Raw genomic sequence first — 26825 nt, forward strand, 5'->3', positions numbered from 1 at the left:
CAACTCCGGCCCGTGGCTCGACCAGCGCGTCAACGAAATCCTCATGGACGCCATCCCCGACGATTTCCTTGGCGGTTCCCGCATCACCGCCCCCTGAGTGATTTGGTGTTCCAGACCGGCGACACCCACCGTCCGGCCTCATGAGCGACGATTCATCCCCGGCCATGGCTGCCTACTTCAACGACTTCAGGGAAAGCCTCGCTGACCTGCAGGAGACCTTCTCCGTGCTGCGCGAGCAACACGGCTACGACGACGCTGTGTTCGACCTGATCCGCATCGTCGGTACCAAGTCAAGGAGCTGGACCGCCGTCCACCTCGCGGTCGCCATTGCCGACCTGCGCGATCAAGACCCCCGACGGCGAGCAGAAGCACCGTTGCCTGCCGCACCACGGGTGACCTTGAACGGCAGCTGGCAAGAGTCCTGACTTGAGCGTCGAAGGCGGACATCAGCTGCTGCATCGCTGCCAGCGAATTTTCCGCGCTCATGGCCAACCCGCCCGAGATCATCAACGATCTTTCGGTAAGGCAAGAGCTGACTGGGTGAGGAGAAGTCCACGTTGCAGGGCCAGAACTTCATGATCACTGCCGAACCCCGGTCGTGGTGAAGCCGGAAGAAGGCGAATCCGTCGACTGTGCCGCGCTGGTGCCGATCGATCGCGACGAGCCGAATGGTCACCCTTCGTTTCCGGCCCAGCGCAGCAGGTTCCGGACCGGATCCACCGCGGTCCCGAGGTGTACGCCTTCAGGAAGGAGTGCCGCTGCGCCGAGGAAAAGCGTGTACTCCGGCCCGTCCTCGGCGGTCAGGATGTCCTCGCGTGTCTGCTGGAAAAAGACCTGGCGATAGATCTCATTGTGGGAAAGGAAAGACGAGATCAAGACCTTATTGGAGTACTCGGGTGTGCGCAACAGATTCGTCGATAGGCGAGACGCCCATTCGACGATATGGATAGAAACCTGCTCGTAGGCCCACGCCAGAGGCGTTCGATCGGCCGTGATCAGCTCGGCGTGAACGTCGCTACGCAGGTGCCGGAAGTTCTCCAGTACTTGAACGAAATCTCTTTCGGACAAGCGCAGTGCGCCGAGGATCCGCGGCACTTCCTGTTCGGCCGGAGTCCGGTAGCCCTTCTACCAATTGGAGGGCCTCCAGCCTGGATGTGCAGCTAACGGCTCAACTCATGCAACTCTAACCTGTGCCTCTCACGGACAGTGCGGAGCCTCAAGCCGAATGCAACGGCAGAAGGCGTTCCTGCGACACTGGGTCTCTCATCGTCCTGACTCTTCCTCAGGTGAAGGCCGAATGACGTGGTTGTTGAGGTCATCGACATAGGAGCTGAGAAGCTCCTCGACGTTGGCAGGTCGAGCGGCAAATGAGGCAGTGCGTCTGCGGGTGTGAGTGTGTCGAGGTCAATGCGTCGAAGTTTGGTGATCACGATTTCAGCGGTGAGATCCATCGTTCCCCATCGATCAGTGATGGCGCGCGCCGTGTCACGGGCGGATTTTCTAGGAGCTGAACCCGCCGCGGCGCAGTAGGAGGTAGGGGTGGGGACTCCGCGTGTTGAGCTGAAACGCTCGCAAGGAGAGCACTACACCCAGGAAAGCTTCGTCTTTGCCCTCGGTGTGGATCCGAGTACCGAACCGCTGTGAGCCATCACTGGCTGAAGATCGCCAAGTCTTCGGACCTGAGCGGCGGGCGATCCTCGAACACCGGCTGGCAGGCGCCGACAATTACGAAGCCGAAGAGCCGAAGTCCAGAGCGAGCGGATCCGGCGGAATCAGGCCATGGACGGCGACCCTGACGACGCTTTCATCAAGGCTCTACGCAGCCCGCTGCAACGACTTCGAAGCTCAGCGCATCGATCTGGCCGCGAAGCTGACGGCGGTGAGGAGGTGCGCCGACCTCCTTCGAACGTTGTTCGAGGTGGTTCAGCTACACGCTCAGATCCATGACCAGGGAGAACAAGGCACACTGACAGTGACCTCGCCCGCAGAACACGAGCCTGAGATCGCAGGCACCGCAGAAAGGATCCACGAACAGAAGAACCCACAGGAGCAGCCCGGCGCTAACGCCACGGCACTTGTGGGGTTCTGGAGTGTGCCCCCGGTGAGATTCGAACTCACACTGGACGGGTTTTGAATCCGTTGCCTCTGCCAGTTGGGCTACGGGGGCGTGGCTGCCGAAAACCTTACGCGATCACCCTCGCTGCCGGAGCGCCGGGGGATAGGTGTCGGTGGCCTGCGCCCGCGTGGCGCGGCCGTCGCCGGGTTGGTGGGGCATCATGCAACGGGGGGCCGGCCCCGGCCCCAGTGACCTTTCCGGGGGTGAACGACGGTGGCCGAGTCGAGTGTGGCGAAGAAGGCGGTTCCGGCCCGCCGGCCCGGTGGGCGGACCGCGGTCCTGCGTGAGCGGATGCTGGCGGCGGCCACCGAGCTGGTGGCCCGGCACGGGGTCGACGGGTTCAGCTACGAGCAGGTGGCCGAGCTGGCCGGGGTGAACAAGACCAGCGTCTACCGGAATTGGCCGGACCGCGCGAAGCTGGTGGTGGACGTGTTCACCTCGTTCGCCGCGGAATCCATCGGGGTGCCGGATTCCGGGGACCTCCACGCGGACTTGGTCGAGTTCCTGGTGACGATGGCCGAGACGCTGTCCACGCCGCAGGGCCGGGCGCTTTCGAGCGTCGCGAACTCGGCGGTGTCGAACGCGGAACTGGACGCGATCGTGGACACCGCATACGCGCAGCGGGTGGTGATCGTCCACCGGCGCCTGGCGGTGGCGGTCGAGCGCGGGGAACTGCCACCGGTGGACGCCTACTTCCTCACCGAGCTGCTCTCCGGGCCGGTGCACCTGTTCATGAACCGGGGGAAGCGATCCTTCACCCGGCCGGACGCGGAGCAGGTGGTGACGGTGGTTCTGGCCGGTCTTCGGGCCGTTCACCGCGGGTAATGGGGGGCAGCGGCCGGATCCGGTCGGGCGATCCGGGACCCGCCGTGTGCCACGATGGGCCGGACGGCGGGCGAAGGGACGGCAACGGTGGTGGCACACCTTGATCGGGCGGTGGCCGAGGAGCAGGACGCGCGTGATCCGCTGGCGTTCGCGCGCGAGCGGTTCTCGGTTCCCGAAGGGCTGATCTACCTGGACGGCAACTCGCTCGGGGCGTTGCCGTCCGGGGTGCGGGCGGCGGTGCTGGACGCGGTCGAGCGGCAGTGGGGCCAGGACCTGATCGGCTCGTGGAACGGCAACGGCTGGTGGACGCTGCCGGAGCGGGTCGGCGACCGGATCGGCGCGCTGGTCGGCGCCGCGCCGGGGCAGGTGCTCTGCGGGGACTCGACGAGCGTGCAGTTGTTCCAGGCGCTCACCGCGGCCGCGAGGTTGCGGCCGGACCGGCGGACGCTGCTCACCGACGCGGCGAACTTCCCGACCGACCAGTACCTGTCCGACGCCGTCGGGCGGCTGCTCGGGCTCGAGGTCCGCCGGGTCGACCCGGCGGACCTGGAGGTGGGCCCGGACGTGGCGGTGGTGACGCTGAGCGCGGTCGACTACCGCACCGGGCGGCTGTGGGACCTCGAGGCGATCACCCGTCAGGTGCACGCGGCCGGCGCGGTGGTCGTCTGGGACCTGTGCCACGCCGCCGGAGTGCTGCCGGTGGACCTGGACGGGCTGGGCGCCGACGCCGCGGTCGGCTGCACCTACAAGTACCTCAACGGCGGCCCGGGCGCACCGGCCTGGCTGTACCTGGCGCGCCGGCACCAGCGGGCGGCCGACCTGCCGCTCACCGGCTGGATGGGCCGGGCCGACCCGTTCGGGCTGGCCGGGGCGTACACGCCGGCCGAGGGGATGGCGCGGGCGAGGATCGGCACGCCGCCGGTGCTGTCCATGGTGGCGGTGGAGGCGGCGCTCGAGGTGTGGGACGGGGTGGACCCGGCGGCCGTGCGCGCGAAATCCCTGGCCCTGGGCGAACTGCTGATCACCTTGGCGGACGGGCTGCGCGCGCACGGGCTGACCGTGGTGACCCCGCGAGAGGGCCGGCACCGCGGTTCCCAGGTTTCGCTGCGCCACGCCCGGGCTTACGAGCTCAGCCAGGCGTTGATCGCCCGGGGGGTGGTGGGCGATTTCCGGGCGCCGGACCTGCTGCGGCTCGGACTGGCCCCGCTCTACCTGAGCTACACCGACGTGTGGGACGCGATGCACGCGCTGGAGGAGATCCTCACGACGAAGGAACACGAGGCCCCGCAGTACCGCCGGAGTCAGACCTCGGTCGTCACCTGATCTGGCCGGTCGGGCCGCACCCGCTGGGGCGGCGCCCACCGCGGAGGCTCACGTCACAGCGGGCGAAACTTCCGATTCACCCCTTTCCTGGATAGGTTAGCCAAACCTAATTCGACGCGGGCGATCCGGCCTGCGTCGAGGAAGCCGAGGGAAAGGGGTGGGCCGCGTGCGTTCACGTCGTCTGCGGGCCGGGCTCGTCGCCGTCTTGGCCGGACTGGTGCTCAGCGCTTGTTCTTCCGGCGGCGGGAATTCCGCTGCCGCACCGGAACCGGCTGCGGGGGACCGGTTCCCGGTCACCGTCCAGCATGCGTTCGGGACCACCACGATCCCGAAGCCGCCGGAGCGGATCGCCACTGTCGCGTGGGCCAACCAGGAGGTCCCGCTGGCGCTCGGCGTCGTGCCGGTCGGGATGGCCAAGGCCAACTTCGGCGACGACGACGGCGACGGGGTGCTGCCGTGGGTCTCGGCCAGGCTCAAGGAACTCGGTGCCCCGACCCCGGTGCTGTTCGACGAGGCCGACGGCATCGATTTCGAAGCCGTCGCCACCACGAAGCCGGACGTGATCCTGGCGCCCTACTCCGGGCTCACGCCGGAGGACTACCGCACCCTGAGCGACATCGCGCCGGTCGTCGCGTACCCCAAGACCGCTTGGGCCACCTCGTGGCGCGACAGCATCAAGCTCAGCAGCAAGGCGATGGGCCGCTCGGCCGACGGGGCGAAGCTGATTTCCGGCATCGAGGGCCGGATTGGCGCGGTGAAGGCGAAATACCCGCAGCTGCGAGGGAAGTCGGCGATGTTCATCACCCACTTCGACACCACCGACCTGAGCCAGATCGGCTTCTACACCACCCACGACACCCGCACGGAGTTCTTCACCGACCTCGGATTGAAGCTGCCGGGCAGCGTCGAGCGGGCGTCGGCGGGCACCGACAAGTTCACCCTGCGCCAGAGCGCCGAGCAGATCGACGCGTTCGACGACGTGGACATCGTGGTCGGCTACGGCGAGGCCCCGGTGGCCGGCCGGCTGGCCGGGGACCCGCTGATGTCGAAGCTGCGCGCGGTGGCCAACGGCTCGATGGTCATGCTGCCGGCCAGTTCCCCGGCGGGCACCGCGGCCAACCCGACGCCGATGTCGGTGTCCTGGGTGCTCGACGAGTACGCCCGCCAGCTCGCCGTCGCGGCCGACAAGGTCAAGTGAGCACCAGCGAAAACCGGACGCGCGGGCGGGCGCTGGGGCTGCTCGCCCTGTTCGTGGTCCTGCTCGTGGCCACGGTCCTTTCGGTGGTGGCCGGCGCCCGCGGGGTGTCGGTGGCCGACGTGCTGAGCGGGCTGGGCGGGGGCCGGGAAACGCTGGCCGAGGCGGCGGTCGGGCAGCGCGTCCCGCGGACCGGGCTGGCCGTGCTCGTCGGCGCGGCGCTCGGGCTGGCCGGCGCGGTCATGCAGGGCGTGACCCGGAACCCGTTGGCGGACCCGGGAATCCTCGGGGTGAACCTGGGTGCGTCGCTGGCCGTGGTGACCGGCATGGTCTCCTTCGGGCTGGTCAGCGCCTCGGCGCACGTGTGGGTGGCGATCCTCGGCGCGGCCGCGGCCGCGGTGTTCGTCTACGCCATCGGCTCGCTCGGCCGCGGCGGGGCGACCCCGCTCAAGCTCGCCCTGGCCGGGGCGGTCACCTCGGCCGCGCTGGCCTCGCTGATCAGCGCGACCGTACTGGCCGACAACGCCGTCGCGGCGACGTTCCGGTCCTGGCAGGTCGGCGGGGTCGGCGGGGCCTCCTTCGACCGGATCGGCCAGGTGCTGCCGTTCCTGGCCGCCGGCGCGGTGCTGTGCCTGGTCACCGCGCGCGGGCTCAACTCGCTGGCCCTGGGCGACGAACTGGCCGCGGGACTGGGCGAGCGGGTCGCGCTGGTCCGGCTCGGGGCCTCGCTCGGCGGGGTGGTGCTGTGCGGGGCGGCCACCGCCGCGGCCGGGCCGATCGGGTTCGTCGGACTGGTCGTGCCGCACCTGGGCCGGCTGCTGATCGGGGTGGACCACCGGTGGCTGCTCCCGTTCTCCGCGCTGGGCGGGGCGGTGCTGCTCACCTTCGCCGACGTCGTCGGCCGGCTGGTCACGCGGCCGGAAGAGGTCGACGTCGGCATCATCACCGCGCTGGTCGGCGCACCGTTCTTCGTCTGGATCGTCCGCCGCCGGAAAGTGCGCGAACTGTGAACGCCACCGCCGAACTCGTCGTCCGCGCCCGGGCCGGGCGCGCGGTGCGCCGCCGGACCGTGCTGACCGTGCTCGCCGTCCTGGTCCTGGCGGCCATGGCGGTGTCCTTGATGGCCGGGCAGCGGTTCTACCCGCCGGGTGAGGTGCTCCGCGTGATCCTCGGGGAGCAGGTGCCGGGCGCGTCGTTCACCGTCGGGCGGTTGCGGCTGCCGCGCACGGTGCTGGCGGCGCTGGTCGGGATCGGCTTCGGCCTGGGCGGCGTGACGTTCCAGACCCTGCTGCGCAACCCGCTGGCCAGCCCGGACGTGATCGGCATCAGCGCGGGCGCGAGCACGGCGGCCGGGTTCGCGATCGTCTCGCTCTCGCTGTCCGGGGCGGCGGTCGAGGTGTCCGCCATCGTCGCGGGTCTCGGCGTGGCGCTGCTGATCTACTCGCTGTCCCACCGCGGCGGCGTCGCGGGCACCCGGCTGATCCTGATCGGCATCGGGATCAGCGCGATGCTCGACAGCGCGCTCGACTGGGTGCTCAGCGGGGCCGGGGAGTGGGACCTGCAGCAGGCGCTGCGCTGGCTCACCGGCAGCCTCAACGGCGTGGACTGGCCCGACGTGCTGCCGGTGCTGGCCGCGGTGCTCGGGTTCGGCCCGCTGCTGCTGGCCCGAAGCCGCGCTCTGGCCACCCTGCGGCTCGGCGACGACGCCGCGTCGGCGCTCGGCGTGCGCATCGGCCCCACCCGGCTGATCGTGATCGTCTGCGCGGTCGGGCTGATCTCGTTCGCCACCGCGGCCACCGGGCCGATCGCCTTCGTCGCGTTCCTGTCCGGGCCGATCGCCACCCGGCTGGCCGGCCCGGGCGGCTCGCCGATGCTCCCGGCCGCGCTGGTCGGCGCGCTGCTGGTGCTGGTGGCCGACTTCAGCGGCCAGTACCTGCTGGGCGCGCGGTACCCGGTCGGCGTGGTCACCGGGGTGCTCGGCGCGCCCTACCTGATCTATCTCATCATCCGCACGAATCGCGCCGGAGGCTCGCCGTGACCGCCACCCACACCCTCGCGGTGCAGGACCTGACCGTCGGCTACGGCGAGCGCGCGGTGATCACCGCGCTCGACCTGGTCGTCCCGCCCGGCGCGATCACCGCGATCGTCGGCGCGAACGCCTGCGGCAAGTCGACCCTGCTGCGCTCGATGTCGCGGCTGCTGGCGCCGCAGGCGGGCCGGGTGCTGCTGGACGGCAAGCTCGTCCACCGCACCCCGGCGCGGGAGCTGGCCCGGAAGCTGGGGCTGCTGCCGCAGTCGCCGCTCGCGCCCGAGGGCATCACCGTCACCGAGCTGGTCAGCCGGGGCCGCCACCCGCACCAGGGCTTGATGTCGCGGTGGCGCCGGTCCGACACCGACGCCGTGGCCGCCGCGCTCGACGCGACCTCGACCGCGCACCTGGCCGATCGCGCGGTCGACGAGCTCTCCGGCGGCCAGCGCCAGCGCGTCTGGATCGCCATGGTCCTGGCCCAGCGGACCGATCTCCTGCTGCTCGACGAGCCCACCACGTTCCTCGACGTGAGCCACCAGATCGAGGTGCTGGACCTGCTGACCGACCTCAACCGCACCCGCGGCACGACCATCGTGATGGTGCTGCACGACCTCAACCTGGCCGCCCGGTACGCCGATCACCTGATCGCGCTGGCCGGCGGCGGCCTGCGGGAGGCCGGCCCGGCCGAGGCGGTGCTGACCGCCGAGACCGTGCACGCGGTGTTCGGCCTCGACTGCGACGTCATCACGGATCCGGTGTCGGGCAAGCCGTTGATGCTGCCGCGCGGGAAGTACCACGTCCGCGCGAAGCAAGCGCCGCCCGGTCGAGACCTTGGCACGACGGGGTTTCCGCCTCGTGCCGTCCGAGCCACCGGTGCGGGCCAGGTCGACTGACGTCCTTTGTAGACTGACTTGAACCCCTCGCGCCCGGTGTCCGTTGCTACAGCCCGGCGGCGCGCTTGACCGTCCGGATCACCGGTGCCGTCTCGATGTGGGTGATGGCGGGTAGCGCGGCCACCCGGGTGGTCAGGTACCGGTAGAGCTCCCGCTGGTCCGCGCACACCACGCTCGCGCACAGGTTCGTCGGCCCGGTGGTCGCGGCGGCGAAGGCGATTTCCGGGTGGCCGGCCAGGGCCGCCCCGGTCTCCGCCAGGTGCGCGGGGGGTACCGAGAGCCAGAGCACGGTGCGGGTGGCCAGGTCGAACATGCGGCCGTCCACATCGATGTCCAGGTAGAGCACGCCGGATTCGCGCAGCTCGCGCATCCGCCGCCGGACGCTGGTCGGCGACCAGCCGGTCACCGCGGCCAGCCGCTCGAACCCGGTCCGCCCGTCGACCGCGAGGGCGGCGAGCAGCTTGCGGTCGCCGTCGTCGAGCTGCACCGGGCCGGGACGGTGGGCCGCCGGCGGCGGGCGCAGCCGTTCGGTCGCCTCCGCGCCCAGCGAGCCGAGCTTGGCGATCAGGCTGTCCGGGCCGCCGTAGAAGGCGTGCAGCACGGAGTGCGCGGTGACCCCCTCCACCCGGGGCGTGCGCGGTAGTTTGGCCAGCAGCAACGCTTCGCTGTCGGCGGCGGTCTCGGTGTCGACCGTGCAGGTGATCTCGGTGCCCCCGGAGGTCAGGCTCACCCAGGAGGTGTCGCGCCGCCGGGCCAGCGCTTCGGCGACCGGCACGGCCGTGCCCGGCGCGCAGCGCACCCGCAGGAACCACTGCACGGCGCCGAGCGCGGTCGGGTCGAACCCGCCGAGCACCCGCACCGCCCCGGCGGAGCGCAGCTTCGCGTACCGGCGGGCGATGGTGCGATCCGACACGCCCAGGACTTCGGCAATAACGCTGAAAGCGGCCCTTCCGTCGAGCTGGAGGGCGCGCACGAGCCGGCGGTCGAGCTCGTCGTAGTCGGATTCCACTCGGCCGAGGGTAGCCCGCGTCGGATACCGCCGCGATCAGGCCGCTTTCTGGCCCCGGGGGTTCGATGGGGCGAACGGTGTCCCCATGCCGAACAACGAGATCCCGGGAGCGGTCATGAACACCGAAGTGCTGATTGCCGGCGCGGGCCCCACCGGCCTGATGATGGCCAACGAGCTGAACCTGGCCGGGGTGCCGAGCGTGCTGGTGGACAAGCTGCCCGAGCGCAGCCGGCTGTCGAAGGCGGGCGGGGTGCAGTCGCGCACGCAGGAGGCGTTCGACCAGCGCGGGCTGCTGGAGCCGCTGCTGGCCACCGGCGACCACCCGATCGGCACCGCGCACTTCGGCGGCATCCACCTCCCGCTCACCCGCGGCCGGCACCGCTTCCCGTGGCGCTCGGTCCCGCAGGTCGTGATCGAGGGCTTCTTCGAGGAACACCTTGCCGCACAGGGAATCCACGCCCTTCGCGGAATGGAGCTGACCGGCCTCGGACAGGACGCGGACGGGATCGCCGCGACCTTCGCCGACGGCACCACCGTCGGCGCCCGCTACCTGGTCGCGGCCGACGGCGGGCACAGCACCGTGCGCAAGCTGCTGCAGGCCGAGTTCCCCGGCCAGGCCGGCACCGCGACGGTGATCGCCGCCGACGTCCGGCTGAGTGGGGTCGAGCCCACGATGACGCACCGCTGGAACGAGGCGGGGGACTGGGCACACCTGTTCCCGCTGGGCACCGACGAGCGGGGCCGCCCGCTGCTGCGGCTGGCCATGGGCGGTCCGGGCCGGGCCCGGCCGCGCGAGGTCGAGGTGACCGGGACGGAGATCCGCGACGGCCTGCTCGCCGTCTTCGGACCCGGGGTCGAGCTGACCGAACTGCGGTACGCCCGCCGGATCACCAACGCGGCCCGCCAGGCCGCGCGGTACCGGCACGGCCGCGTGTTCCTGGCCGGCGACGCCGCGCACGTCCACCTCCCGCTCGGGGCGCAGGGCATGAACACCGGCCTCCAGGACGCGCTGAACCTCGGCTGGAAGCTCGCCGCCGCCGTCCACGGCTGGGCGCCCGAGGGCCTGCTGGAGACCTACCACGCGGAACGGCACCCGGTCGGGGCCGCGGTGCTGCGCAACGTCCAGGCGCAGAGCCTGCTGATGGACTGGGAGGGCACCCGCGCCCCGGAGGTCACGGCCACGCGGGCGCTGTTCACCGCCATGGCGCAGCTCGAAGACGTGCAGTTCCACCTCGACGACCTGTTGTCCGGCATGGGCATCCGCTACCCGATGGCGGAGGCCGGCCCCCGGTCGCGGACCGGCCTGCCCGCCCCGGACGCCGATCTCGGCCCGGCCCGGCTGAACGAGCGGCTGCGCGCCGGCCGTGCCCTGCTGATCGACCCGGACGGCGCGTTCGCGCAGGTGGCCGGCCGGTGGGACGACCGGGTGGACCACGTGGCCGCCGGTTCCGAGCCGATGCTGGTCCGGCCGGACGGCTACGTCTGCTGGTCCGGCTGCGGGGACGGCCGCGGGGAAGACCTGGAGGCGGCGCTGCAACGCTGGTTCGGCCGGGCCCGGTGAGGGCCGGGTGGCCCCGGGCCGCCGGGGGCTACCCGAGCGTGGCGATCCCGGCCAGGATGAGGTCGATCCCGGCGAGGAACTGTTCGCGGTCGTCGTGGTCGGCCATCCGGGCGGCCATCCGGTGGGCGAACGGGGCCTTCTCCGGACCGGACCCCATCCACTGCCCGGCCACGGCGGCGAGGAAGGCCGAGCGGTCCGTGCCGGGCTCGACCATCCGGGCGTTCGCGGCGTTCTGCCCGGCCACGCCGAGGATGTAGCTCAGCAGCGCGGAGGCGGAGTCGAACAGCGCGTCGTCGGGTACGCCGAGGACCTGGAGACGGCCGCCGATGCTTTCGAAGACCTGTAGCACGGCGGGCTGCCACGGCACCCGGGACAGATGAGTGCCCACCCAGGGGTGCGCGTCGATCGCATCGAACAGCCCCAGGGCGAGGGCCCGGATCGCCTCCCGCGGCTCCGGACCGCCCGCCACCCCGGTGAGGATCCGGCCGATCACCGCCTCGGTGGCGGCGGTGAGCAGCTCGTCCTTGTTCGCGACGTGCCAGTAGATCGCGCCGGCCCCGGTGGCCAGGCGGGCGGTGAGCGCGCGGAAGGTCAGCGCGCTCTCACCGTCGGTGTCGAGGATTTCGATCGCCGATTCGACGATCCGCTCCTTGGACAGCGCGTCGGCGCGCCGCTCGCCGCGCTGCCGCCTGGTCGCCATGGGTACCGTCCCGGGTATTGTTGGAACTTTGTTCCAACAATACCCCGCCCCGGCAGGCCCCGGCCCGGCCCGCATCGCGCGAGCCGGAAAAGCGCCGGGGAAAACGCGGAACCGAAGTGGGAATCAGTTCAGCTTCCGCGTATCCGCCGGCAAGCCGCCACCCGCGTACACGTCCTCCGCGAGCTTCGCCAGCGCGGTGAGCGCGACGTTCTGGCTCCACGGCCCGTAGGAAACCCTGGACACGCCCAGGTTCTGCGCGACGTCCAGCGGAATCGAGCCGGGAATGCCGATCAGGTTGACCTTGCGCTCGCCCAGCGCCTCGACCAGCCGCCCGACCTGGTCGGCGTCCAGCTTGCCCGGCACGAAGAAGTTCGACGCGCCCGCGTCCAGGTAGGCGTGGCCTCGGGTGATCGCTTCGGCCAGCAGGTCCTCCGGGTCGCGGCCGGCGCCCTTCAAGAAGGCGTCGGTGCGGGCGTTGAGGACGAAGTCGACGCCTGCGGACTGCGCGGCGGCGACCGCGGCCTCGACCGCCTTCACCGCTTCGCCGAGCGGCTTCATCTGGTCTTCGAGGTTGCAGCCGACGGCACCGGCTTCGATCGCGCGGGCGACCGTGCCGCCCGGGTCGCCGTAGCCGCCTTCGAGGTCGGCGGAAACGGGCAGGTCGCCCGCGGTCCGCACGATCAGCGCGACCTCGGCGATCATCTCGTCGCGGGGGATCTTCTCCCCGTCCGGGTAGCCGCGCGAAGCGGCGATGCCGTGGCTGGGCGTGGCCAGCGCCTGCGTGCCCGGCGTCTCGGCCACCACCTTCGCGGTGATCGCGTCCCAGACGTTGACCACGAGCAGCAGTTCCGGAGCTGCGTGCAGTTCCTGCAGGCGCACGGCTTTTTCAGCGGTGGAAGTCATACCGGCCAATCTAGGCGGAAACCGCACCGCGCACCCGGTGCGGGACGGCCGGCCCGGTCACCGGGGCCGTGGGGAGGGCGGCTACCGCGCACCCGGCCCGGGCAGGATGTCGATGTCACCCGCGTGCATCGGCTCCCCGCAGTGCGCACAGCGGAGGTCGACGCGGCTGACCTCGCCGCAGGCGTGGTGGCGGTAGAGCACCGGAGGCCCGGCTTCGCCCGCGAGCCACCGGTCGCCCCAGCCCACCATGACCATCAGCAGGTCGGCCAGTTCGGTGCCCTTCCCGGTGAGCGCGTACTCGTACCGCGGGCGCCGGTCGTAGGGCCGCCGCTCCAGCACCCCGCGCTCGACCAGGTGGCTCAGCCGCTCGGTCAGGACCTTGCGGGAGATGCCGAGGTCGGCCTGGATCTGGTCGAACCGGGTGGCCCCGGCCAGCACGTCCCGCAGGATCAGCGGCGACCAGGGCTCCCCGATCACCTCAAGGGTCCGCGCGATCGAGCAGGCCATTTCCCCGAAGTCGGTGCGCTGCATTCCCTCAGTCTACCGATTGGGGTTCCCTCGGGGAACTCACGGGTGCTACGGTTTTCGAGTCTCCTCAAGGAACTTCGAAAGGACCACGGCGATGAGCAAGGTCTTCGGCGCCCACTCGGTCTCGGTCGACGGGTACATCACCGGCCGCGACCCCCGGGCCGGCCACGACCTCGGCGACGGGACCGCGCTGTTCGACTGGTACTTCGGCGGTGACACCCCCAGCCGGGTCTACGACGGGTTCAAGCTCAGCGAAGCCAGCGCGCGGGTCTTCGACGCCGTCGCCGCGCGGGTGGGCGCGACCGTGGCCGGTCGGGCCACCTATGACGACTCCGGCGGGTTCGGCGGCGGCGGTCCGCACCCGGCCGCCCCGCTGTTCGTCCTCAGCCACCGGCCGGTGCCGGACCTGGGGGAGCGCCAAACCCTGGTCACCACCGGCATCGAGGACGCGATCGCCGCGGCGCGCGACGCCGCCGGCGACCGTGACGTCGCCCTGATGGGCGGCGTGGTCCTGACCGAGGCGCTGAAGGCCGGGCTGGTCGACGAGCTGGTGCTGCACCAGGTCCCGGTCCTGCTCGGCGCCGGACGGCCGCTGCTGCGGGAGCTGCCCGCGCACGTCCGCTTGAGCCTGGTCGAAGCGGTGCCCGCCGCGGGCGTCACCCACCTGCACTACGCGGTCCGGTCCTGAACCGGGCCCCCACCGGGAAATCCCGCACCGTCCCGGTCCGGATCGGCCCCCGCGGCGATTTCCCTGACCCCGCCCGGCAATCCGTTCCGAGCCGCGAACGCGCCGGGCCCCGGTGGCCCGGCATCACTGTGCCATGTGGACCTCCGGTCGGACTCCGGAGGTGTCGCGCCCGCCACTTCGTGGTGAACGCCATCTCGGTAACCGGTTCGTTCCCGGTAGGCTGCGGGTTCGCGGGCGACCGCGTGTCCACCGTTCCGCCGAGCCTTCAGGAGGACCCCGGTGACCGAACCGGCTACCGAGGCCAGCGACGCCCTCACCACCCCGGCGCGCCGGGTGCTCGTCGCCGAGGACGAGGCGCTGATCCGGCTCGACCTCGTCGAGATGCTGCGCGAGGAGGGCTACGAGGTCGTCGGCGAGGCCGGCGACGGGGAGCAGGCCATCGCGCTGGCCACGGACCTCAAGCCCGATCTCGTCATCCTCGACGTCAAGATGCCCAAGCTCGACGGCATCGAGGCGGCTTCCAAGATCACCGGCGACCGGATCGCGCCGGTGGTCATCCTCACCGCGTTCAGCCAGCGCGACCTGGTCGAGCGGGCCCGGGACGCGGGCACCATGGCCTACCTGGTCAAGCCGTTCGCCAAGCGTGACCTGGTGCCGGCCATCGAGCTGGCCGTGAGCCGCTTCTCCGAGCTGCAGGCGCTGGAGGCCGAGGTCGCGGGTCTGACCGACCGGCTCGAGACCCGCAAGGTGATCGACCGGGCCAAGGGCCTGCTGATGAGCCGCCAGGGTCTGACCGAGCCGGACGCCTTCCGCTGGATCCAGCGGACCGCCATGGACCGCCGCACCACGATGAAGGCGGTGGCCGAGGCCGTGGTGGAGAGCATCGGCTGAGTTCCCGCCGGACCGGACGGGCGCGACCAGGGGGTCGCGCCCGTTTTTTCGTCCCCGGGGGTCGCCACGGTCAGTGGCGAAGGGGTTAAAGGGCAGCCTTCGGCCCCGGTCCGGGGCTTCCGGCCGATTCGGTGAGTGACGCGCCTTACACTGCCAACACAGACCGAGTCAGCGGGCAAGGGGCCGGAAGGGTCATCACCGGGCACGCAGTGTTATCACCTGTTCGTCACGATCCGACGAACGGGTGTAAAACGTTCGTTACCGTTCGTGACCACCGTCACGATGTGGCTACAAGACTCGCTGTGACTCTGTGCAACACCCGGCTGGGCGGCTACTTTCAGCGGCCAGTCAGGTCCCACGTGGGGACCAGCCGTTCATCCGGGCGGCTGTTGGCATTTGGAGGAACGAGTGCAGAAAGCACGACTCACGAAGGTCATCGTGCTGGCCGCCGCCGGGGTCATCTCCCTCAGCGCGTGCGCGGCGCGTGACAACAGCGGCTCCGGTGGCGGGGACAGCTCCGCCCCCCAGGCCGCGGCCCCGTCGGCCGCCGCCGACGCCGCCGACCCCGCGGGCGACGGCAAGGCGCAGTGCGCGCCCACCTCCATCGCGTACGCGGGCACCATCAACGGTGCGAACGCCGCGCTGGGCCAGAACATCCTCAACGGCGCGAAGCTCGCCGTGGACCAGCACAACGCCGCGAACAAGGGCTGCCAGGTCAAGCTGGAGCAGTTCGACACCGAGGGCACGCCGGACAAGGCGCCCGGCATCGTGACGCAGATCGTCAACACCCCGTCGATCATCGGCGTCGTCGGCCTCCCGTTCTCCGGTGAGTCCAAGGCCGCGGGCAACATCTTCAACAGCGCCGGCCTGGTCAGCGTCACCCCGTCGGCCACCAACCCGTCGCTGAGCCAGAACGGCTGGAAGACCTTCTTCCGCGGTCTGGGCAACGACAACGTGCAGGGTCCCGCCGCCGCGAAGTTCATCACCGGCGAGCTCAAGGCCGGCAAGGTCTGCGTGATCCAGGACGACTCCGACTACGGCGTCGGGCTCGCCACCGCCATCACCCAGGCGCTGGGCTCCAAGGTCACCTGCAACGACAAGGTGAAGACCAAGCAGACCGACTTCTCGGCCGTGGTCAACAAGGTCAAGAGCGCCGCCCCCGACGCGGTGTTCTACTCCGGCTACTACCAGGAAGCCGCGCCGTTCGCGCAGCAGCTGAACGACGCCGGCGTGACCGCGAAGTTCGTCGGCCCGGACGGGGTCAAGGACGACGAGTTCGTCAAGGGCGCCGGTGACGCGGCCGCGAACGCCTACTTCACCTGCCCCTGCGTGCCGGCGGACCAGTTCACCAAGTTCACCGACGCCTACAAGGCCGCGGCGGGCAAGGACCCGGGCACCTACTCGCCCGAGGCCTACGACCTGGCGACGATCCTGCTCAAGGGCATCGACTCCGGCAAGAAGGACCGCGCCGGCCTGCTGGACTTCGTGAAGACCTACGACGGCCAGGGCATCACCAAGCACTTCAAGTGGGACGACAAGGGCGAGCTGGCCTCGTCCACCGTGTGGACCTACAAGGTCGAGGGCGGGAAGATCGTCCGCAACACCGAAATCAAGTAGCGCAAGGCTTCCGCTCTCGTTACCGGGGTGCTCGACCGGCGGCTCGATCCCGCCGGACGGGCACCCCGGACCCACATGGAGAACTAGTGTGTCGATGATTCACGAGCTGAGCACGGTCGTTCTGGCTCAGAGCGACAGCTGGATCACGTTCGACGTGAATTCGTTCCTGCAGCAGTTCTGGAACAACACGTTCGACGGTCTGGCCTACGGCAGTATCTACGCCCTCGTGGCACTGGGCTACACCCTCGTCTACGGCGTGCTGAAGCTGATCAACTTCGCCCATTCCGAGGTGTTCATCTACGGCGCCTACGCGACGTGGTTCACCTTCTACTTCCTCGGCTTCCGGCCCGGCAGCACCCCGGAGCTACCGGTGTTCGAGCTGATCGGCTTCCTGCTGCTGGCGTTGATCGCGTCGATGGTCGTCTCCGGCGGCACCGCGGTGGTGCTGGAGCGGGTCGCCTACCGTCCACTCCGCAAGCGCGGCGCCCCGAAGCTGGTCTTCCTGATCACCGCGATCGGCGCCTCCTTCGTGCTGCAGCAGCTGCTGTTCATCTGGCGCGGCGGCAACGCCGAGCAGGGCATCCGCCTGATGCGCAACGAAGAGGTGTTCAGCCTGTTCGGCGGCAGCATCACCAACGTCACGATCGTCACCGTGGTCGCCGCGGTCGTGCTCATGCTGGGCGTGAACTACTTCGTCAACAAGACCAAGTTCGGCCGCGGCATCCGCGCGGTGGCGCAGGACCCCGACACCGCGATGCTGATGGGCGTCAACAAGGAGCGCGTGATCACCACGACGTTCCTGATCGGCGGCCTGCTGGCCGGCGCGGCGGCGCTGTTCTACATGATGAAGATCCCGCAGGGCGCCTCGTACCAGGGCGGGTTCCTCCTCGGCATCAAGGCGTTCACCGCCGCGGTGCTGGGCGGCATCGGCAACCTGCGCGGCGCGCTGCTGGGCGGCCTGCTGCTCGGCATGGTCGAGAACTACGGCCAGTCCCTGTTCGGCGGCGGCTGGCGCGACGTGGTCGCGTTCGCGCTGCTGGTGCTGGTCCTGATGATCCGGCCCACCGGCATCCTCGGTGAGTCGCTCGGAAAGGCCCGGGTATGACCACGACCCTCGCCCCGCCGGCGCCGGCCAAGAGCCGCCGCCCGGTCCGTGAATGGTGGAGCAGCCTCAGCCGGCTGCAGCAGTGCCTGATCCTCATCCCGCTGGTGGTGCTGATCTACCTGCTGCCGGTGCTGAACCCGCCGATCCTGACCACGCAGCCCGGCTACAACTTCCCGATCGCGATGTTCGAGGTGGCCCGCTACGCGCTGGTCGCCATCGGCCTCAACGTCGTGGTGGGCCAGGCCGGTCTGCTCGACCTCGGCTACGTCGGGTTCTTCGCGATCGGCGCCTACGTGATGGCGCTGTTCACCAGCCCCGACTCCGCGCTGTCGAAGCTGCCGTTCCTCGTCGTGCTCCCGATCGCGATGGTGATCACGATGATCTTCGGGGTGATCCTCGGAACCCCGACCCTGCGATTGCGCGGGGACTACCTGGCCATCGTGACGCTCGGGTTCGGCGAGATCGTCCGGCTGCTCGCCGACAACATCGAACCGCTGCGCGGCAACAGCGGGTTCTCCCGCGTGGGGCACCCACCGGGCGCGAAGGCCGACGGCACGCCGTTGTTCAACAACTCCGACGGCATCCCCTGGTACTGGCTGTGCGTCACGATCATCATCATCATCCTGTTCGTGGTCGGGAACCTGGAGCGCAGCCGCGTCGGCCGCGCCTGGGTGGCGATCCGGGACGACGAGGACGCGGCCGAGATCATGGGCGTGCCGACGTTCAAGTTCAAGATCTGGGCGTTCGTCAGCGGCGCGGGGATCGGCGGCCTCTCCGGGGCGCTCTACGCCGGGCAGCTCGGTTTCGTGAACAACCAGAAGTTCGACGTCGTCACCTCGATGCTGTTCCTGGCCGCGGTGATCCTCGGCGGCGCGGGCAACAAGGTCGGCGTCCTGCTGGGGGCCGTGGTGGTGGCGTACGTGCCGCTGCGGTTCCAGGCGATCGCCGAGTACAAGTACCTGATCTTCGGCGTCGCGCTCATCGTGCTGATGATCTTTCGCCCCCAGGGCCTGCTGGGCGCGCGGCAGCGCCTGCTCGCCTACGGCCGGTACGCCTACCAACGGCTGCTCGGCAAGGGGGAGCAGATCAGCAGCGACGGCTCACTGGTCGCGGAGAACCCGGGAGAGAAAGCATGACCGCCCCTGGCAACGGCACCGGTCCGGAGGTCCCGGCCGAGGGTGGCCTCGTGGCCGAGGTCGCCCGGATGGACGCCGCGGAGCTGGCCGAGCACGAGGCCGAAGTGGCCGAGGTCGTCGCACCGGACCGTGACATCGACGTCGCGGTGGGGGAGACCCTGCTGCGCGTCGACGACGTGACGGTGCGCTTCGGCGGGCTCGTGGCGCTGGACTCGGTCTCCTTCGCCATCCGGCGCGGGGAGATCCTCGGCCTGATCGGGCCGAACGGCGCGGGCAAGACCACCTGCTTCAACGCGATGACCGGCGTCTACCGGCCCAGCTCGGGCCAGGTGCTGCTGGAGGACAAGCCGCTGGGCAAGGCCTCCCGGCACGGCATCACCCAGCTCGGCATCAGCCGGACCTTCCAGAACATCCGGCTCTTCAGCGAGATGACGGCGCTGGAGAACGTGGTCGTCGGCACCGACGCGCGGCACCGGACGAGCCTGATGGGCGCGCTGTTCCGCTCCCCGCGCCACCACCGCGAGGAGAAGCAGGCGATCGACAAGGCCATGGCGCTGCTGGAGTTCGTCGGCATCGCCGACCGGGCCGCGGACAAGGCGAAGAACCTGCCCTACGGCTACCAGCGGCGCCTGGAGATCGCGCGGGCGCTGGCCACCGAGCCGAAGCTGCTCTGCCTCGACGAGCCGGCCGCCGGGTTCAACCCGGCGGAGAAGGAAGAGCTCATGGGGCTGATCCGGACCATCCGCGACGACGGCTACACCGTGCTGCTGATCGAGCACGACATGAAGCTCGTGATGGGCGTGACCGACCGGATCGTGGTGCTGGAGTTCGGCAAGAAGATCGCCGAAGGGGTGCCGTCCGAGATCCGGGAGAACCCCGCCGTGATCGCCGCCTACCTGGGAGTGCCCGACGATGACGTTGCTTGAGCTGTCCGATGTGTCCGTCCACTATGGCCGGATCCAGGCCGTGTCCGGGCTGTCCATCACGGTCGACGAGGGCGAGATCGTCACGCTGATCGGGGCGAACGGGGCCGGCAAGTCCACCACCATGCGGGCGATCTCCGGCGTCCGGCCGATCTCCCACGGCGCGATCCGCTTCGACGGCGAGGACATCTCCCGGCTGCGCGGCGACCTGCGGGTGGTCCGCGGGATCTCGCAGTCGCCCGAGGGCCGGGGGATCTTCCCCGGCATGACGGTGCTGGAGAACCTCGACATGGGCGCCTACGCCCGCAAGGACCGGAAGAACCTGCAGCCGGACTTCGACCGCGTCTTCGAGCTGTTCCCGCGGCTGGCCGAGCGCAAGAGCCAGGTCGGCGGCACGATGTCCGGCGGGGAGCAGCAGATGCTGGCCATCGGCCGCGCCCTGATGGCGAAGCCGCGGCTGCTGCTGCTGGACGAGCCGTCGATGGGGCTCGCGCCGCAGTTCATCCAGCAGATCTTCCGGATCATCACGGAGATCAACCGGCAGGGCACCACGGTGCTGCTGGTGGAGCAGAACGCGCAGCAGGCGCTTTCGCGGGCCCACCGGGCGTACGTGCTCGAGACCGGCCGGATCACCAAGACCGGCACCGGCCAGGAACTGCTGGCCGACACGAGCATCAAGGAGGCCTACCTCGGCGTCGGCTGAGCCCGGCCACCGCACCACCACCCACCACCACCGAGGCCCCCTCGCCCCGCGTCTGACGCGGGGCGAGGGGGCCTCGGTGGTGTCCGGTCGCTCAGGCGCCCGGCGGCTGGTCCCGCACGACGCAGGTGAGCCGGGCGGTGCAGGTGCGCCGGCCCTGGTCGTCGGTCAGCACGATGTCGGCGGTGATCGTGCCGCGGCCGACGTGCAGCGGGGTGGCGACCCCGGTGACCCGGCCCGAGCGGACCGCCCGGTGGTGGGTGCAGGACAGCTCCAGGCCCATCGCGGCCCGGCCCGGGCCCGCGTTCAGGGCGGCGAGGATCGAGCCGAGCGCCTCGGCCATCGTCGCGTTCGCACCGCCGTGCAGCAGCCCGTACGGCTGCAGGTTGCCTTCGACCGGCATGGTCGCGACCACCCGTTCCGGGGCCACCTCGATCAGCTTCAGCCCGATCTTGTCGTTCAGTTGCTGATCGGCGACCGCGGGGTCGATTCCCGCGAAGTCTTCCAGCCTGACGCCGCCGTCCTGCTCGGTCACGCGCTGCTCCTCAACCTATGCGACCCGTAAGAGTGTCGGACCCTCACCTTAGACTCGCTCCCGTGAGCCCGAGTGAGAACCGAACCGTAGCCAACGCCACACCGCCGAAGGGCGCCGCCGGCCCGGCCGAGCGGCCCCGACTGCTGCTCATCGACGGCCATTCCATGGCCTACCGCGCCTTCTTCGCGCTGCCCGCGGAGAACTTCAAGACCAAGACCGGCCAGGTCACGAACGCGGTGTTCGGGTTCACCTCGATGCTGATCAACCTGCTGCGCGACGAGACGCCGAGCCACCTCGCGGTGGCCTTCGACCTTTCGCGCCAGACCTTCCGGTCGGAGACGTTCGCCGACTACAAGGCCAACCGCAGCAGCACGCCGGACGAGTTCCGCGGCCAGGTGGACCTGGTCAAGGAGGTGCTCGGGGTACTGGGCATCCCGTCGCTGACGAAGGAGAACTTCGAGGCCGACGACATCATCGCCACCCTCACCACCCAGGCCGTCGCCGGCGACTTCGACGTGCTGGTCTGCACCGGCGACCGCGACGCGCTCCAGCTGGTGAACGAGCACGTCACCGTGCTGTACCCGAAGCGCGGGGTGTCGGACCTGGTCCGCTTCACCCCCGAGGCGGTGGAGGAGAAGTACGGCCTCACCCCGCGGCAGTACCCGGACTTCGCGGCGCTGCGGGGCGACCCGTCGGACAACCTGCCGGGCATCCCCGGGGTGGGGGAGAAGACCGCGGCCAAGTGGATCCGCCAGTTCGGCTCGCTCGACGAGCTGATCGACCGGATCGACGAGGTCAAGGGCAAGGTCGGCGACGCGCTGCGCGAGCACCTGTCCTCGGTCACGCTGAACCGGCAGCTCACCGAGCTGGTCCGCGACGTCGAGCTGGACCGCGCGCCGGAATCGCTGGAGCTGCAGCCGTGGGACCGCGACGCGGTGCACCGGCTGTTCGACGAGCTGGAGTTCCGCGTGCTGCGCGACCGGCTCTTCGCCACGCTGAGCAGCGCCGAGCCCGAGGCCGAGGAGGGCTTCGAGGTCTCCGGCTCGGCCCTCGCGCCCGGCGGCCTCGGCGAGTGGCTCACCGCCCACGCCGGCGCGGGCGAGCCGGTGGCCCTGTCCTTCCGCTCGACCGGCACCTCGGTCCGCGCCGACCTGCGTGCGGTCGCCTTCGCGGCACCGGACGGCGAGGGCGCGTACGTCGACGTCACCACCATGGACGAGGCGGACGACCGCGCGCTGTCGGTCTGGCTCGCCGACGCCGGCGTGCGCAAGATCGGCCACGACCTGAAGGTCCCGCTGCACGCCGTGCGGGCCCGCGGCTGGACGCTGGCCGGGCTGGTGCTCGACACCGCGCTGGCCGCGTACCTGGTGCGGCCCGGCCAGCGCACCTTCGAGCTGGACGACCTGGCGCTGCGCTACCTGCACCGTGAGCTGCGGTCCGAGTCGGGCGAGGGCGACGGCCAGCTCTCGCTGCTCGACGGCGGGGCCGACGAGCTGGAGCAGAAGGAGATCGCCGAGGAGCTGGTCAAGGCCCGCGCGATCTTCGAGCTGGCCGCCGCGCTCGGCCGGGAGCTCGAGGAGCTGGGCGGCTCGAAGCTGCTGGCCGAGCTGGAGCTGCCGCTGCTCGAGGTGATCACCCAGCTCGAAGCCGCGGGCATCGCGGTGGACATCGAGCAGCTCACCGAGCTGGAGGCGCACTACCTGAGCCGGGTCACGCAGGCCGCCGACGAGGCGTACCAGGTGATCGGCAAGCAGATCAACCTCGGCTCGCCCAAGCAGTTGCAGGTGGTGCTGTTCGACGAGCTGGGCATGCCGAAGACCAAGCGCACCAAGACCGGGTACACCACCGACGCCGAGGCGCTGCAGAGCCTGTTCGAGAAGACCGAGCACCCGTTCCTGCAGCACATGCTGGAGCACCGCGACGCCACCCGGCTGCGCACCACGGTCGAGGGCCTGATCAAGTCGGTCGCCGACGACGGGCGCATCCACACCACGCTGCAGCAGACCATCGCGGCCACCGGCCGGCTGTCCTCGGTGGAGCCGAACCTGCAGAACATCCCGGTCCGCACCGAGGAGGGCCGCCGCATCCGCGACGCGTTCGTGGTCGGCGAGGGCTACGCGGAGCTGATGACCGCGGACTACAGCCAGATCGAGATGCGCATCATGGCGCACCTGTCGAAGGACGAGGGCCTGATCGAGGCCTTCAACAGTGGTGAGGACCTGCACACGTTCGTCGCTTCGCGGGCGTTCTCGGTGCCGGCCGAGGAGATCACGGCGGAGCAGCGCTACCGGGTGAAGGCCATGTCGTACGGCCTCGCGTACGGGCTCTCGGCGTACGGGCTTTCGCAGCAGCTGCGGATTTCCACCGAAGACGCCAAATCCCAGATGGAGGCGTACTTCTCCCGCTTCGGCGGGGTGCGCGACTACCTGCAGTCGGTGGTCGGCGAGGCGGCGAAGAGCGGGTACACCGAGACGATCTTCGGCCGCCGCCGTTACCTGCCGGACCTCAACAGCGACAACCGCCAGCGCCGCGAGATGGCCGAGCGGATGGCGCTGAACGCGCCGATCCAGGGCAGTGCCGCCGACATCATCAAGGTCGCGATGCTGAACGTGCACCGGGCACTGGAAAGCGCGGAGCTGCGCAGCCGCGTTCTCCTGCAGGTGCACGACGAGCTGGTGCTGGAGATCGCCGAGGGCGAGCGCACGGAGGTCGAGAAGCTGGTCCGCGAGGGCATGGGCTCGGCCTACGAGCTGGCCGTGCCGCTGGAGATTTCGATCGGCTACGGCCGCTCGTGGAACGAGGCCGCCCACTGACCGCCGTTTCGCGCGGCCCGGGCCACCCGCCGACCCGGCGGCCAGGAACAGGACGGCCGGCCTCCGCGGGCTGTACGCCGCGGCGAGCCCGGTCGTCCTGGCGCAGCCACCTCGGTGAAACATCCTGACCCTTCCGGGGGAGGTCGTGATCCCGAGCGCTACGCCGCCTCTTCCAGACGGTCGAAGCCGGCGTCCATCCCCGTTCCCATTCCGGAGGCGTAGGCGGCGTCCCGGGCTTCGGGCGATGAGTAGGTGATGGTGCCGGTCATGACGGTGCGGTCGCCCCTCGCTTCGAAGGTGATCTCGTGACGGGTGGGCGGAAGGTCGAGGTCGCTCATCTGCTCGGTCGTGACCAAGCGGTGCGGCTCCTCGGCCACCTGCACGTCGCCGCGGATTTCCAGGCGCCCCTGCGGGTACTGCCAGACCCATCGGTACGTGCCGCCCGGGCGGATGTCCATTTCGCACACCTCGAAGAGGGTGCCGGGGTGCGGGCCGGTCATCCACGTCCGGACGACGTCCGGCGTCGTGTAGGCCGCCCAAATCCTCTTCGGCGAGGCGTCGAACGCCCGGGTGTAGCGGATGCGCGTCTCGTCGGGAAGGCTGAACTCGGTTTTCACGGTGCTTCTCCTGGTTCTTCGTGGAGTTCTTCGCGGGGTCGTTCGACGATGGCGGCGAGACGATCGAGGCGGGCGTCGACCTGTTCCTCGAACTGGGACACGTAGACCGCCGCCCGCACGAGCGAGTCGATCGCGAGGACGCCGTAGAGGCGGGTTCCGTCCCGGTGCCGGCTGATCAGCCCCGCCGCCTCCAGCACCTTGAGGTGCTTGGACACGGTCGGCTGGCTCAGGGAAACGCCGGCGGCGAGGTCCCCGGCGGTGAGGGGGCCGTCGCGCAGTCTCCTGAGCACGGCCCGGCGCGTGCGGTCCGACAGCGCCATGAAGATCCGGTCGAGCCGGTCCTCGTCGGGTTCCATCGTCCCGTCTCCTATATCGCCGTTCGGCTATTTAGCCTCATGGCTAAATATACGGATCGGACGGGCGGTGTCAACCACCTCGGATCGAGGTCCGAGCGTGAAGTCTCTTGTGGACAGTGACCGGAGGTCGTCCCGCGTGGGGTGATTTCACCCGTTCACCCGCCCACCCGGCGGTACCGGGCCCGTCGACGCACCACCTAGCGTCGTATGCGCAGGTGTCGATCGAACGGAGGGTCTGAAGATGATCACACGGCTGTTCAAGGTCGTCATGCGGCACGGCTGCTGCTCCGCGTGCACCGGCAAGGGCTGCGGCTGCTGCGCCAACTGCCACTGACCCGGCCCGTGGGGCGTTGGCCGGGGTGGTGACACGCCGGCCGGCGTCCGGGTGGCCCGCTCCGGTCCGGGTGTCCGTTTTTCCGCTGTGGTCCCGATTCTGCGGGCCCGCCGAGCCGAGGTCGCGGCTGGGGGCAACCTCGCCGGGGCCGAGACGTCCGAACCTGCGTAGGTGGTGTCACCAAGGTGAGGGGTCTCTTGTGGAGCGTCGTGGTGGGGACCGGGCCGCCCCCGCGCAGCGGCGGGGGAAGCGGGGGGCCCGCCGCACGGCCGCCGCGGTGGCCGGGGTGGCCTCGCTGCTGGTGCTGGGCCTGACCGGCTACGGCTGGACGCAGTACCACAGCCTGCTGGCCGGGTTGCACACCTCCGGCGCGCTCGGCGGCGACACCAGATCGGCCAACGGGGACACCAACATCCTCATCATGGGCCTGGACACCCGGCTCGACGAAAACGGCAACGCGCTGCCGAAGGAGATCTACGACGCGCTGCACGCCGGGGACGAGCAGAACGGCGGCAACAACGCCAACGTCCTGATGCTGCTGCACGTGCCGGGCGACGGCAGCAAGGCCACCTCGCTGTCCATCCCCCGCGACGACTACGTCGACCTCCCCGGCTGCCCGGACGGGCAGTGCCGGGGCAAGATCAAGCAGGCCTACGGACTGGCGTTCGACCAGAAGGCCAAGCAACTGGTCAACCAGGGCGGCGACCGGAGCCAGCGCGAGCAGCAGGAGCGCGAGGCCGGCCGCAAGGCCGAGATCGACACCGTGCGGCAGTTCCTCGGCGGGGTGCCGGTCGACCACTTCGCCGAGGTCACCCTGGTCGCGTTCTTCCAGATCGCGCAGGTGGTGCAGCCGATCACGGTCTGCGTCGACGAAAACACCGAGGACTCCTACTCGGGCGCCGACTTCCACCAGGGCCGCCAGCAGATCGACGCCGAGCAGGCGGTGGCCTTCGTGCGGCAGCGCCGCGACAACGTGCACCCGCAGCTGAACTTCACCGACCTGGACCGCGAGGCCCGGCAGCAGGCCTTCATCTCCTCCCTGGCCTACCAGCTCAAACAGGGCGGCGCGTTCACCGACCCGGGCCAGTTGCAGGGCATCCTGGACGTCGCGAAGCAGAACACGGCCGTGGACAGCGGGCTGGACCTGATCGCCTTCGCCGGGCAGGCGGCGAACCTGACCGGCGGCAACATCACCTTCGTCACGCTCCCGATCGTCAAGTTCGGCAAGGACCCCTCGGGCGAGGACGTCAACCTCGTCGACGTCGGCCAGGTGCAGGCGGTGGTCCGGCAGCTGATCGGCGGGACCGCGCCCGCTCCCGGACCGTCCCCGTCCCCGAGTGCCGGGGGCACCACCCCGCCGACCGTGGATGTGGTCAACAGCACCAGCCGCGCCGGGCTCGCGGCGACCGTCTCGCACGCGCTGGCCGCGAAGGGCTACACCGCGGGCACCCTCGGCACGGAGACCCACCGCTCGGCCAAGACGGTGGTCTACTACGGCAGCGGGGGTTCCGCGCCGGCCTCGGCGGTGGCGAAGCTGCTCGGCGGCGTCACCACCGAACACGACTCCACGGTGCCGGCCGGGCACGTCCGGGTGGTCATCGGCACCGCGTTCACCCTGCCGACGACGCTGACCGCGGCCGGCGGGGCTTCCCCCGGCGGTTCGCCGGCCCCGTCCGCCTCCGGTGCTCCCGAGGCTCCCGGCCCCACCGGCTCCTCCGCCCCGCCCAGCGGCCTGTCCGGCGGCGGGATCCCCTGCGTCAAGTAGCACGCCGCGGCTCGCGTCCGCGCCGGCGGAGCAGCCGTCCCGCAGCCCGGTCGCGGGAGCCACCCCCGTACCCAGCCGGCGGGGCCGCGGCTCGATCACCACCCTGCTCCGGCAACGGCACCAGCTGCGGCTGATCACCCGCCTGACGAAACGCATGGGCAGACGATGCCCGTCGACAGCGAGATGGATCTTGGTACTCAGCCCGTTGTCGCGGCGGTAGCAACGGCTCGACCACTGCCCACGCCTTGTCCGTCAACTCACCG

The 26825-nt window shown here is 70.5% G+C and carries 25 protein-coding genes and 1 tRNA gene; 17 read left to right on the top strand and 9 right to left on the bottom strand.

Annotated elements, in window-relative coordinates; all coding sequences use genetic code 11:
- Positions 1-140 precede the first annotated feature (140 nt).
- Positions 141-425: a hypothetical protein gene (locus NYF13_RS29360; protein ID WP_315661140.1), complete on the top strand. Its 285-nt coding sequence runs from the start codon at positions 141-143 to the stop codon at positions 423-425.
- Positions 426-672: 247 nt separating this feature from the next.
- Here the strand turns inward: NYF13_RS29360 and NYF13_RS29365 are convergent, their stop codons facing one another.
- Positions 673-1095 carry a Scr1 family TA system antitoxin-like transcriptional regulator gene (locus NYF13_RS29365; RefSeq protein WP_315661141.1) on the bottom strand — a complete coding sequence of 141 codons (423 nt, stop codon included), beginning with the start codon at positions 1093-1095 and terminating at the stop codon, positions 673-675.
- Positions 1096-2093: 998 nt separating this feature from the next.
- Positions 2094-2167: transfer RNA gene (locus tag NYF13_RS29370), tRNA-Leu, on the bottom strand.
- A gap of 162 nt (positions 2168-2329) precedes the next feature.
- Here NYF13_RS29370 and NYF13_RS29375 point away from each other — a divergent pair.
- The 6 genes from NYF13_RS29375 (at position 2330) to NYF13_RS29400 (ending at position 8381) form a co-directional block, all read left to right on the top strand.
- Complete coding sequence (locus NYF13_RS29375) at positions 2330-2941, top strand: TetR/AcrR family transcriptional regulator (protein ID WP_315661142.1); 612 nt, start codon at positions 2330-2332, stop codon at positions 2939-2941.
- Between the two features lie 90 nt (positions 2942-3031).
- Positions 3032-4264: a kynureninase gene (gene kynU, locus NYF13_RS29380; RefSeq protein ID WP_315661143.1), complete on the top strand. Its 1233-nt coding sequence runs from the start codon at positions 3032-3034 to the stop codon at positions 4262-4264.
- Between the two features lie 166 nt (positions 4265-4430).
- Complete coding sequence (locus tag NYF13_RS29385) at positions 4431-5462, top strand: iron-siderophore ABC transporter substrate-binding protein (protein ID WP_315661144.1); 1032 nt, start codon at positions 4431-4433, stop codon at positions 5460-5462.
- The gene (locus NYF13_RS29390; RefSeq protein WP_315661145.1) at positions 5459-6469 is read left to right on the top strand and encodes an iron ABC transporter permease; all 1011 of its coding nucleotides are present in this window, start codon (positions 5459-5461) and stop codon (positions 6467-6469) included. Before NYF13_RS29385 ends, NYF13_RS29390 begins: the two co-directional genes overlap by 4 nt.
- Positions 6466-7497 (top strand): iron chelate uptake ABC transporter family permease subunit, encoded by a 1032-nt coding sequence (locus NYF13_RS29395; RefSeq protein WP_315661146.1) that lies wholly within the window; start codon positions 6466-6468, stop codon positions 7495-7497. The genes NYF13_RS29390 and NYF13_RS29395 overlap by 4 nt, the downstream gene beginning before the upstream one ends.
- A complete protein-coding gene (locus tag NYF13_RS29400) occupies positions 7494-8381 on the top strand; it encodes an ABC transporter ATP-binding protein (RefSeq protein ID WP_315661147.1) in 888 nt (295 codons plus the stop codon). The genes NYF13_RS29395 and NYF13_RS29400 overlap by 4 nt, the downstream gene beginning before the upstream one ends.
- Positions 8382-8427: 46 nt before the next feature.
- Here the strand turns inward: NYF13_RS29400 and NYF13_RS29405 are convergent, their stop codons facing one another.
- Positions 8428-9390, bottom strand: coding sequence for an Lrp/AsnC family transcriptional regulator (locus tag NYF13_RS29405; protein WP_315661148.1), 963 nt, complete (start codon positions 9388-9390; stop codon positions 8428-8430).
- A gap of 85 nt (positions 9391-9475) precedes the next feature.
- On the opposite strand from NYF13_RS29405, the gene NYF13_RS29410 reads away from it, so the two are divergent.
- On the top strand, positions 9476-10951 hold the full coding sequence (locus tag NYF13_RS29410; protein ID WP_396287745.1) for an FAD-dependent monooxygenase: 1476 nt from the start codon (positions 9476-9478) through the stop codon (positions 10949-10951).
- 28 nt (positions 10952-10979) lie between these two features.
- On the opposite strand, the gene NYF13_RS29415 is transcribed toward NYF13_RS29410, so the two are convergent.
- The 3 genes from NYF13_RS29415 to NYF13_RS29425 form a co-directional block, all read right to left on the bottom strand.
- Positions 10980-11651: a TetR family transcriptional regulator gene (locus NYF13_RS29415; protein WP_315661149.1), complete on the bottom strand. Its 672-nt coding sequence runs from the start codon at positions 11649-11651 to the stop codon at positions 10980-10982.
- 123 nt (positions 11652-11774) lie between these two features.
- The gene (locus tag NYF13_RS29420; RefSeq protein ID WP_315661150.1) at positions 11775-12554 is read right to left on the bottom strand and encodes an isocitrate lyase/phosphoenolpyruvate mutase family protein; all 780 of its coding nucleotides are present in this window, start codon (positions 12552-12554) and stop codon (positions 11775-11777) included.
- An 81-nt stretch (positions 12555-12635) separates the two neighbouring features.
- Positions 12636-13085, bottom strand: coding sequence for a helix-turn-helix domain-containing protein (locus NYF13_RS29425; protein WP_315661151.1), 450 nt, complete (start codon positions 13083-13085; stop codon positions 12636-12638).
- A gap of 91 nt (positions 13086-13176) precedes the next feature.
- Here NYF13_RS29425 and NYF13_RS29430 point away from each other — a divergent pair, with 91 nt between their 5' ends.
- From NYF13_RS29430 to NYF13_RS29460, 7 genes are all read left to right on the top strand, one after another.
- A complete protein-coding gene (locus NYF13_RS29430; RefSeq protein WP_315661152.1) occupies positions 13177-13770 on the top strand; it encodes a dihydrofolate reductase family protein in 594 nt (197 codons plus the stop codon).
- A 279-nt stretch (positions 13771-14049) separates the two neighbouring features.
- Positions 14050-14661, top strand: a complete 612-nt coding sequence (locus tag NYF13_RS29435) for a response regulator (RefSeq protein WP_315661153.1) — start codon at positions 14050-14052, stop codon at positions 14659-14661.
- Positions 14662-15099: 438 nt separating this feature from the next.
- On the top strand, positions 15100-16278 hold the full coding sequence (locus NYF13_RS29440; protein WP_315661270.1) for a branched-chain amino acid ABC transporter substrate-binding protein: 1179 nt from the start codon (positions 15100-15102) through the stop codon (positions 16276-16278).
- Between the two features lie 94 nt (positions 16279-16372).
- Positions 16373-17383, top strand: a complete 1011-nt coding sequence (locus NYF13_RS29445; protein ID WP_315661271.1) for a branched-chain amino acid ABC transporter permease — start codon at positions 16373-16375, stop codon at positions 17381-17383.
- A complete protein-coding gene (locus NYF13_RS29450; RefSeq protein WP_315661154.1) occupies positions 17380-18519 on the top strand; it encodes a branched-chain amino acid ABC transporter permease in 1140 nt (379 codons plus the stop codon). Before NYF13_RS29445 ends, NYF13_RS29450 begins: the two co-directional genes overlap by 4 nt.
- Entirely contained in the window at positions 18516-19445 is a 930-nt protein-coding gene (locus NYF13_RS29455) for an ABC transporter ATP-binding protein (protein WP_315661155.1), read from the top strand. The genes NYF13_RS29450 and NYF13_RS29455 overlap by 4 nt, the downstream gene beginning before the upstream one ends.
- Positions 19432-20145, top strand: coding sequence for an ABC transporter ATP-binding protein (locus NYF13_RS29460; RefSeq protein WP_315661156.1), 714 nt, complete (start codon positions 19432-19434; stop codon positions 20143-20145). Before NYF13_RS29455 ends, NYF13_RS29460 begins: the two co-directional genes overlap by 14 nt.
- A 91-nt stretch (positions 20146-20236) precedes the next feature.
- Here NYF13_RS29460 and NYF13_RS29465 read toward each other — a convergent pair whose 3' ends face one another.
- Positions 20237-20677 (bottom strand): hotdog fold thioesterase, encoded by a 441-nt coding sequence (locus NYF13_RS29465; RefSeq protein WP_315661157.1) that lies wholly within the window; start codon positions 20675-20677, stop codon positions 20237-20239.
- Between the two features lie 62 nt (positions 20678-20739).
- On the opposite strand from NYF13_RS29465, the gene polA reads away from it, so the two are divergent.
- Positions 20740-23490 carry a DNA polymerase I gene (gene polA / locus NYF13_RS29470; protein WP_315661158.1) on the top strand — a complete coding sequence of 917 codons (2751 nt, stop codon included), beginning with the start codon at positions 20740-20742 and terminating at the stop codon, positions 23488-23490.
- A 158-nt stretch (positions 23491-23648) separates the two neighbouring features.
- On the opposite strand, the gene NYF13_RS29475 is transcribed toward polA, so the two are convergent.
- Both NYF13_RS29475 and NYF13_RS29480 read right to left on the bottom strand, forming a co-directional pair.
- Positions 23649-24107, bottom strand: a complete 459-nt coding sequence (locus NYF13_RS29475; protein ID WP_315661159.1) for an SRPBCC domain-containing protein — start codon at positions 24105-24107, stop codon at positions 23649-23651.
- On the bottom strand, positions 24104-24463 hold the full coding sequence (locus NYF13_RS29480) for a metalloregulator ArsR/SmtB family transcription factor (RefSeq protein ID WP_315661161.1): 360 nt from the start codon (positions 24461-24463) through the stop codon (positions 24104-24106). Before NYF13_RS29480 ends, NYF13_RS29475 begins: the two co-directional genes overlap by 4 nt.
- A 533-nt stretch (positions 24464-24996) precedes the next feature.
- On the opposite strand from NYF13_RS29480, the gene NYF13_RS29485 reads away from it, so the two are divergent.
- On the top strand, positions 24997-26562 hold the full coding sequence (locus tag NYF13_RS29485) for an LCP family protein (protein ID WP_315661162.1): 1566 nt from the start codon (positions 24997-24999) through the stop codon (positions 26560-26562).
- The last annotated feature ends 263 nt before the right edge of the window (positions 26563-26825 follow it).

This window comes from Amycolatopsis sp. PS_44_ISF1, assembly GCF_032335455.1.
GTDB lineage: Bacteria > Actinomycetota > Actinomycetes > Mycobacteriales > Pseudonocardiaceae > Amycolatopsis.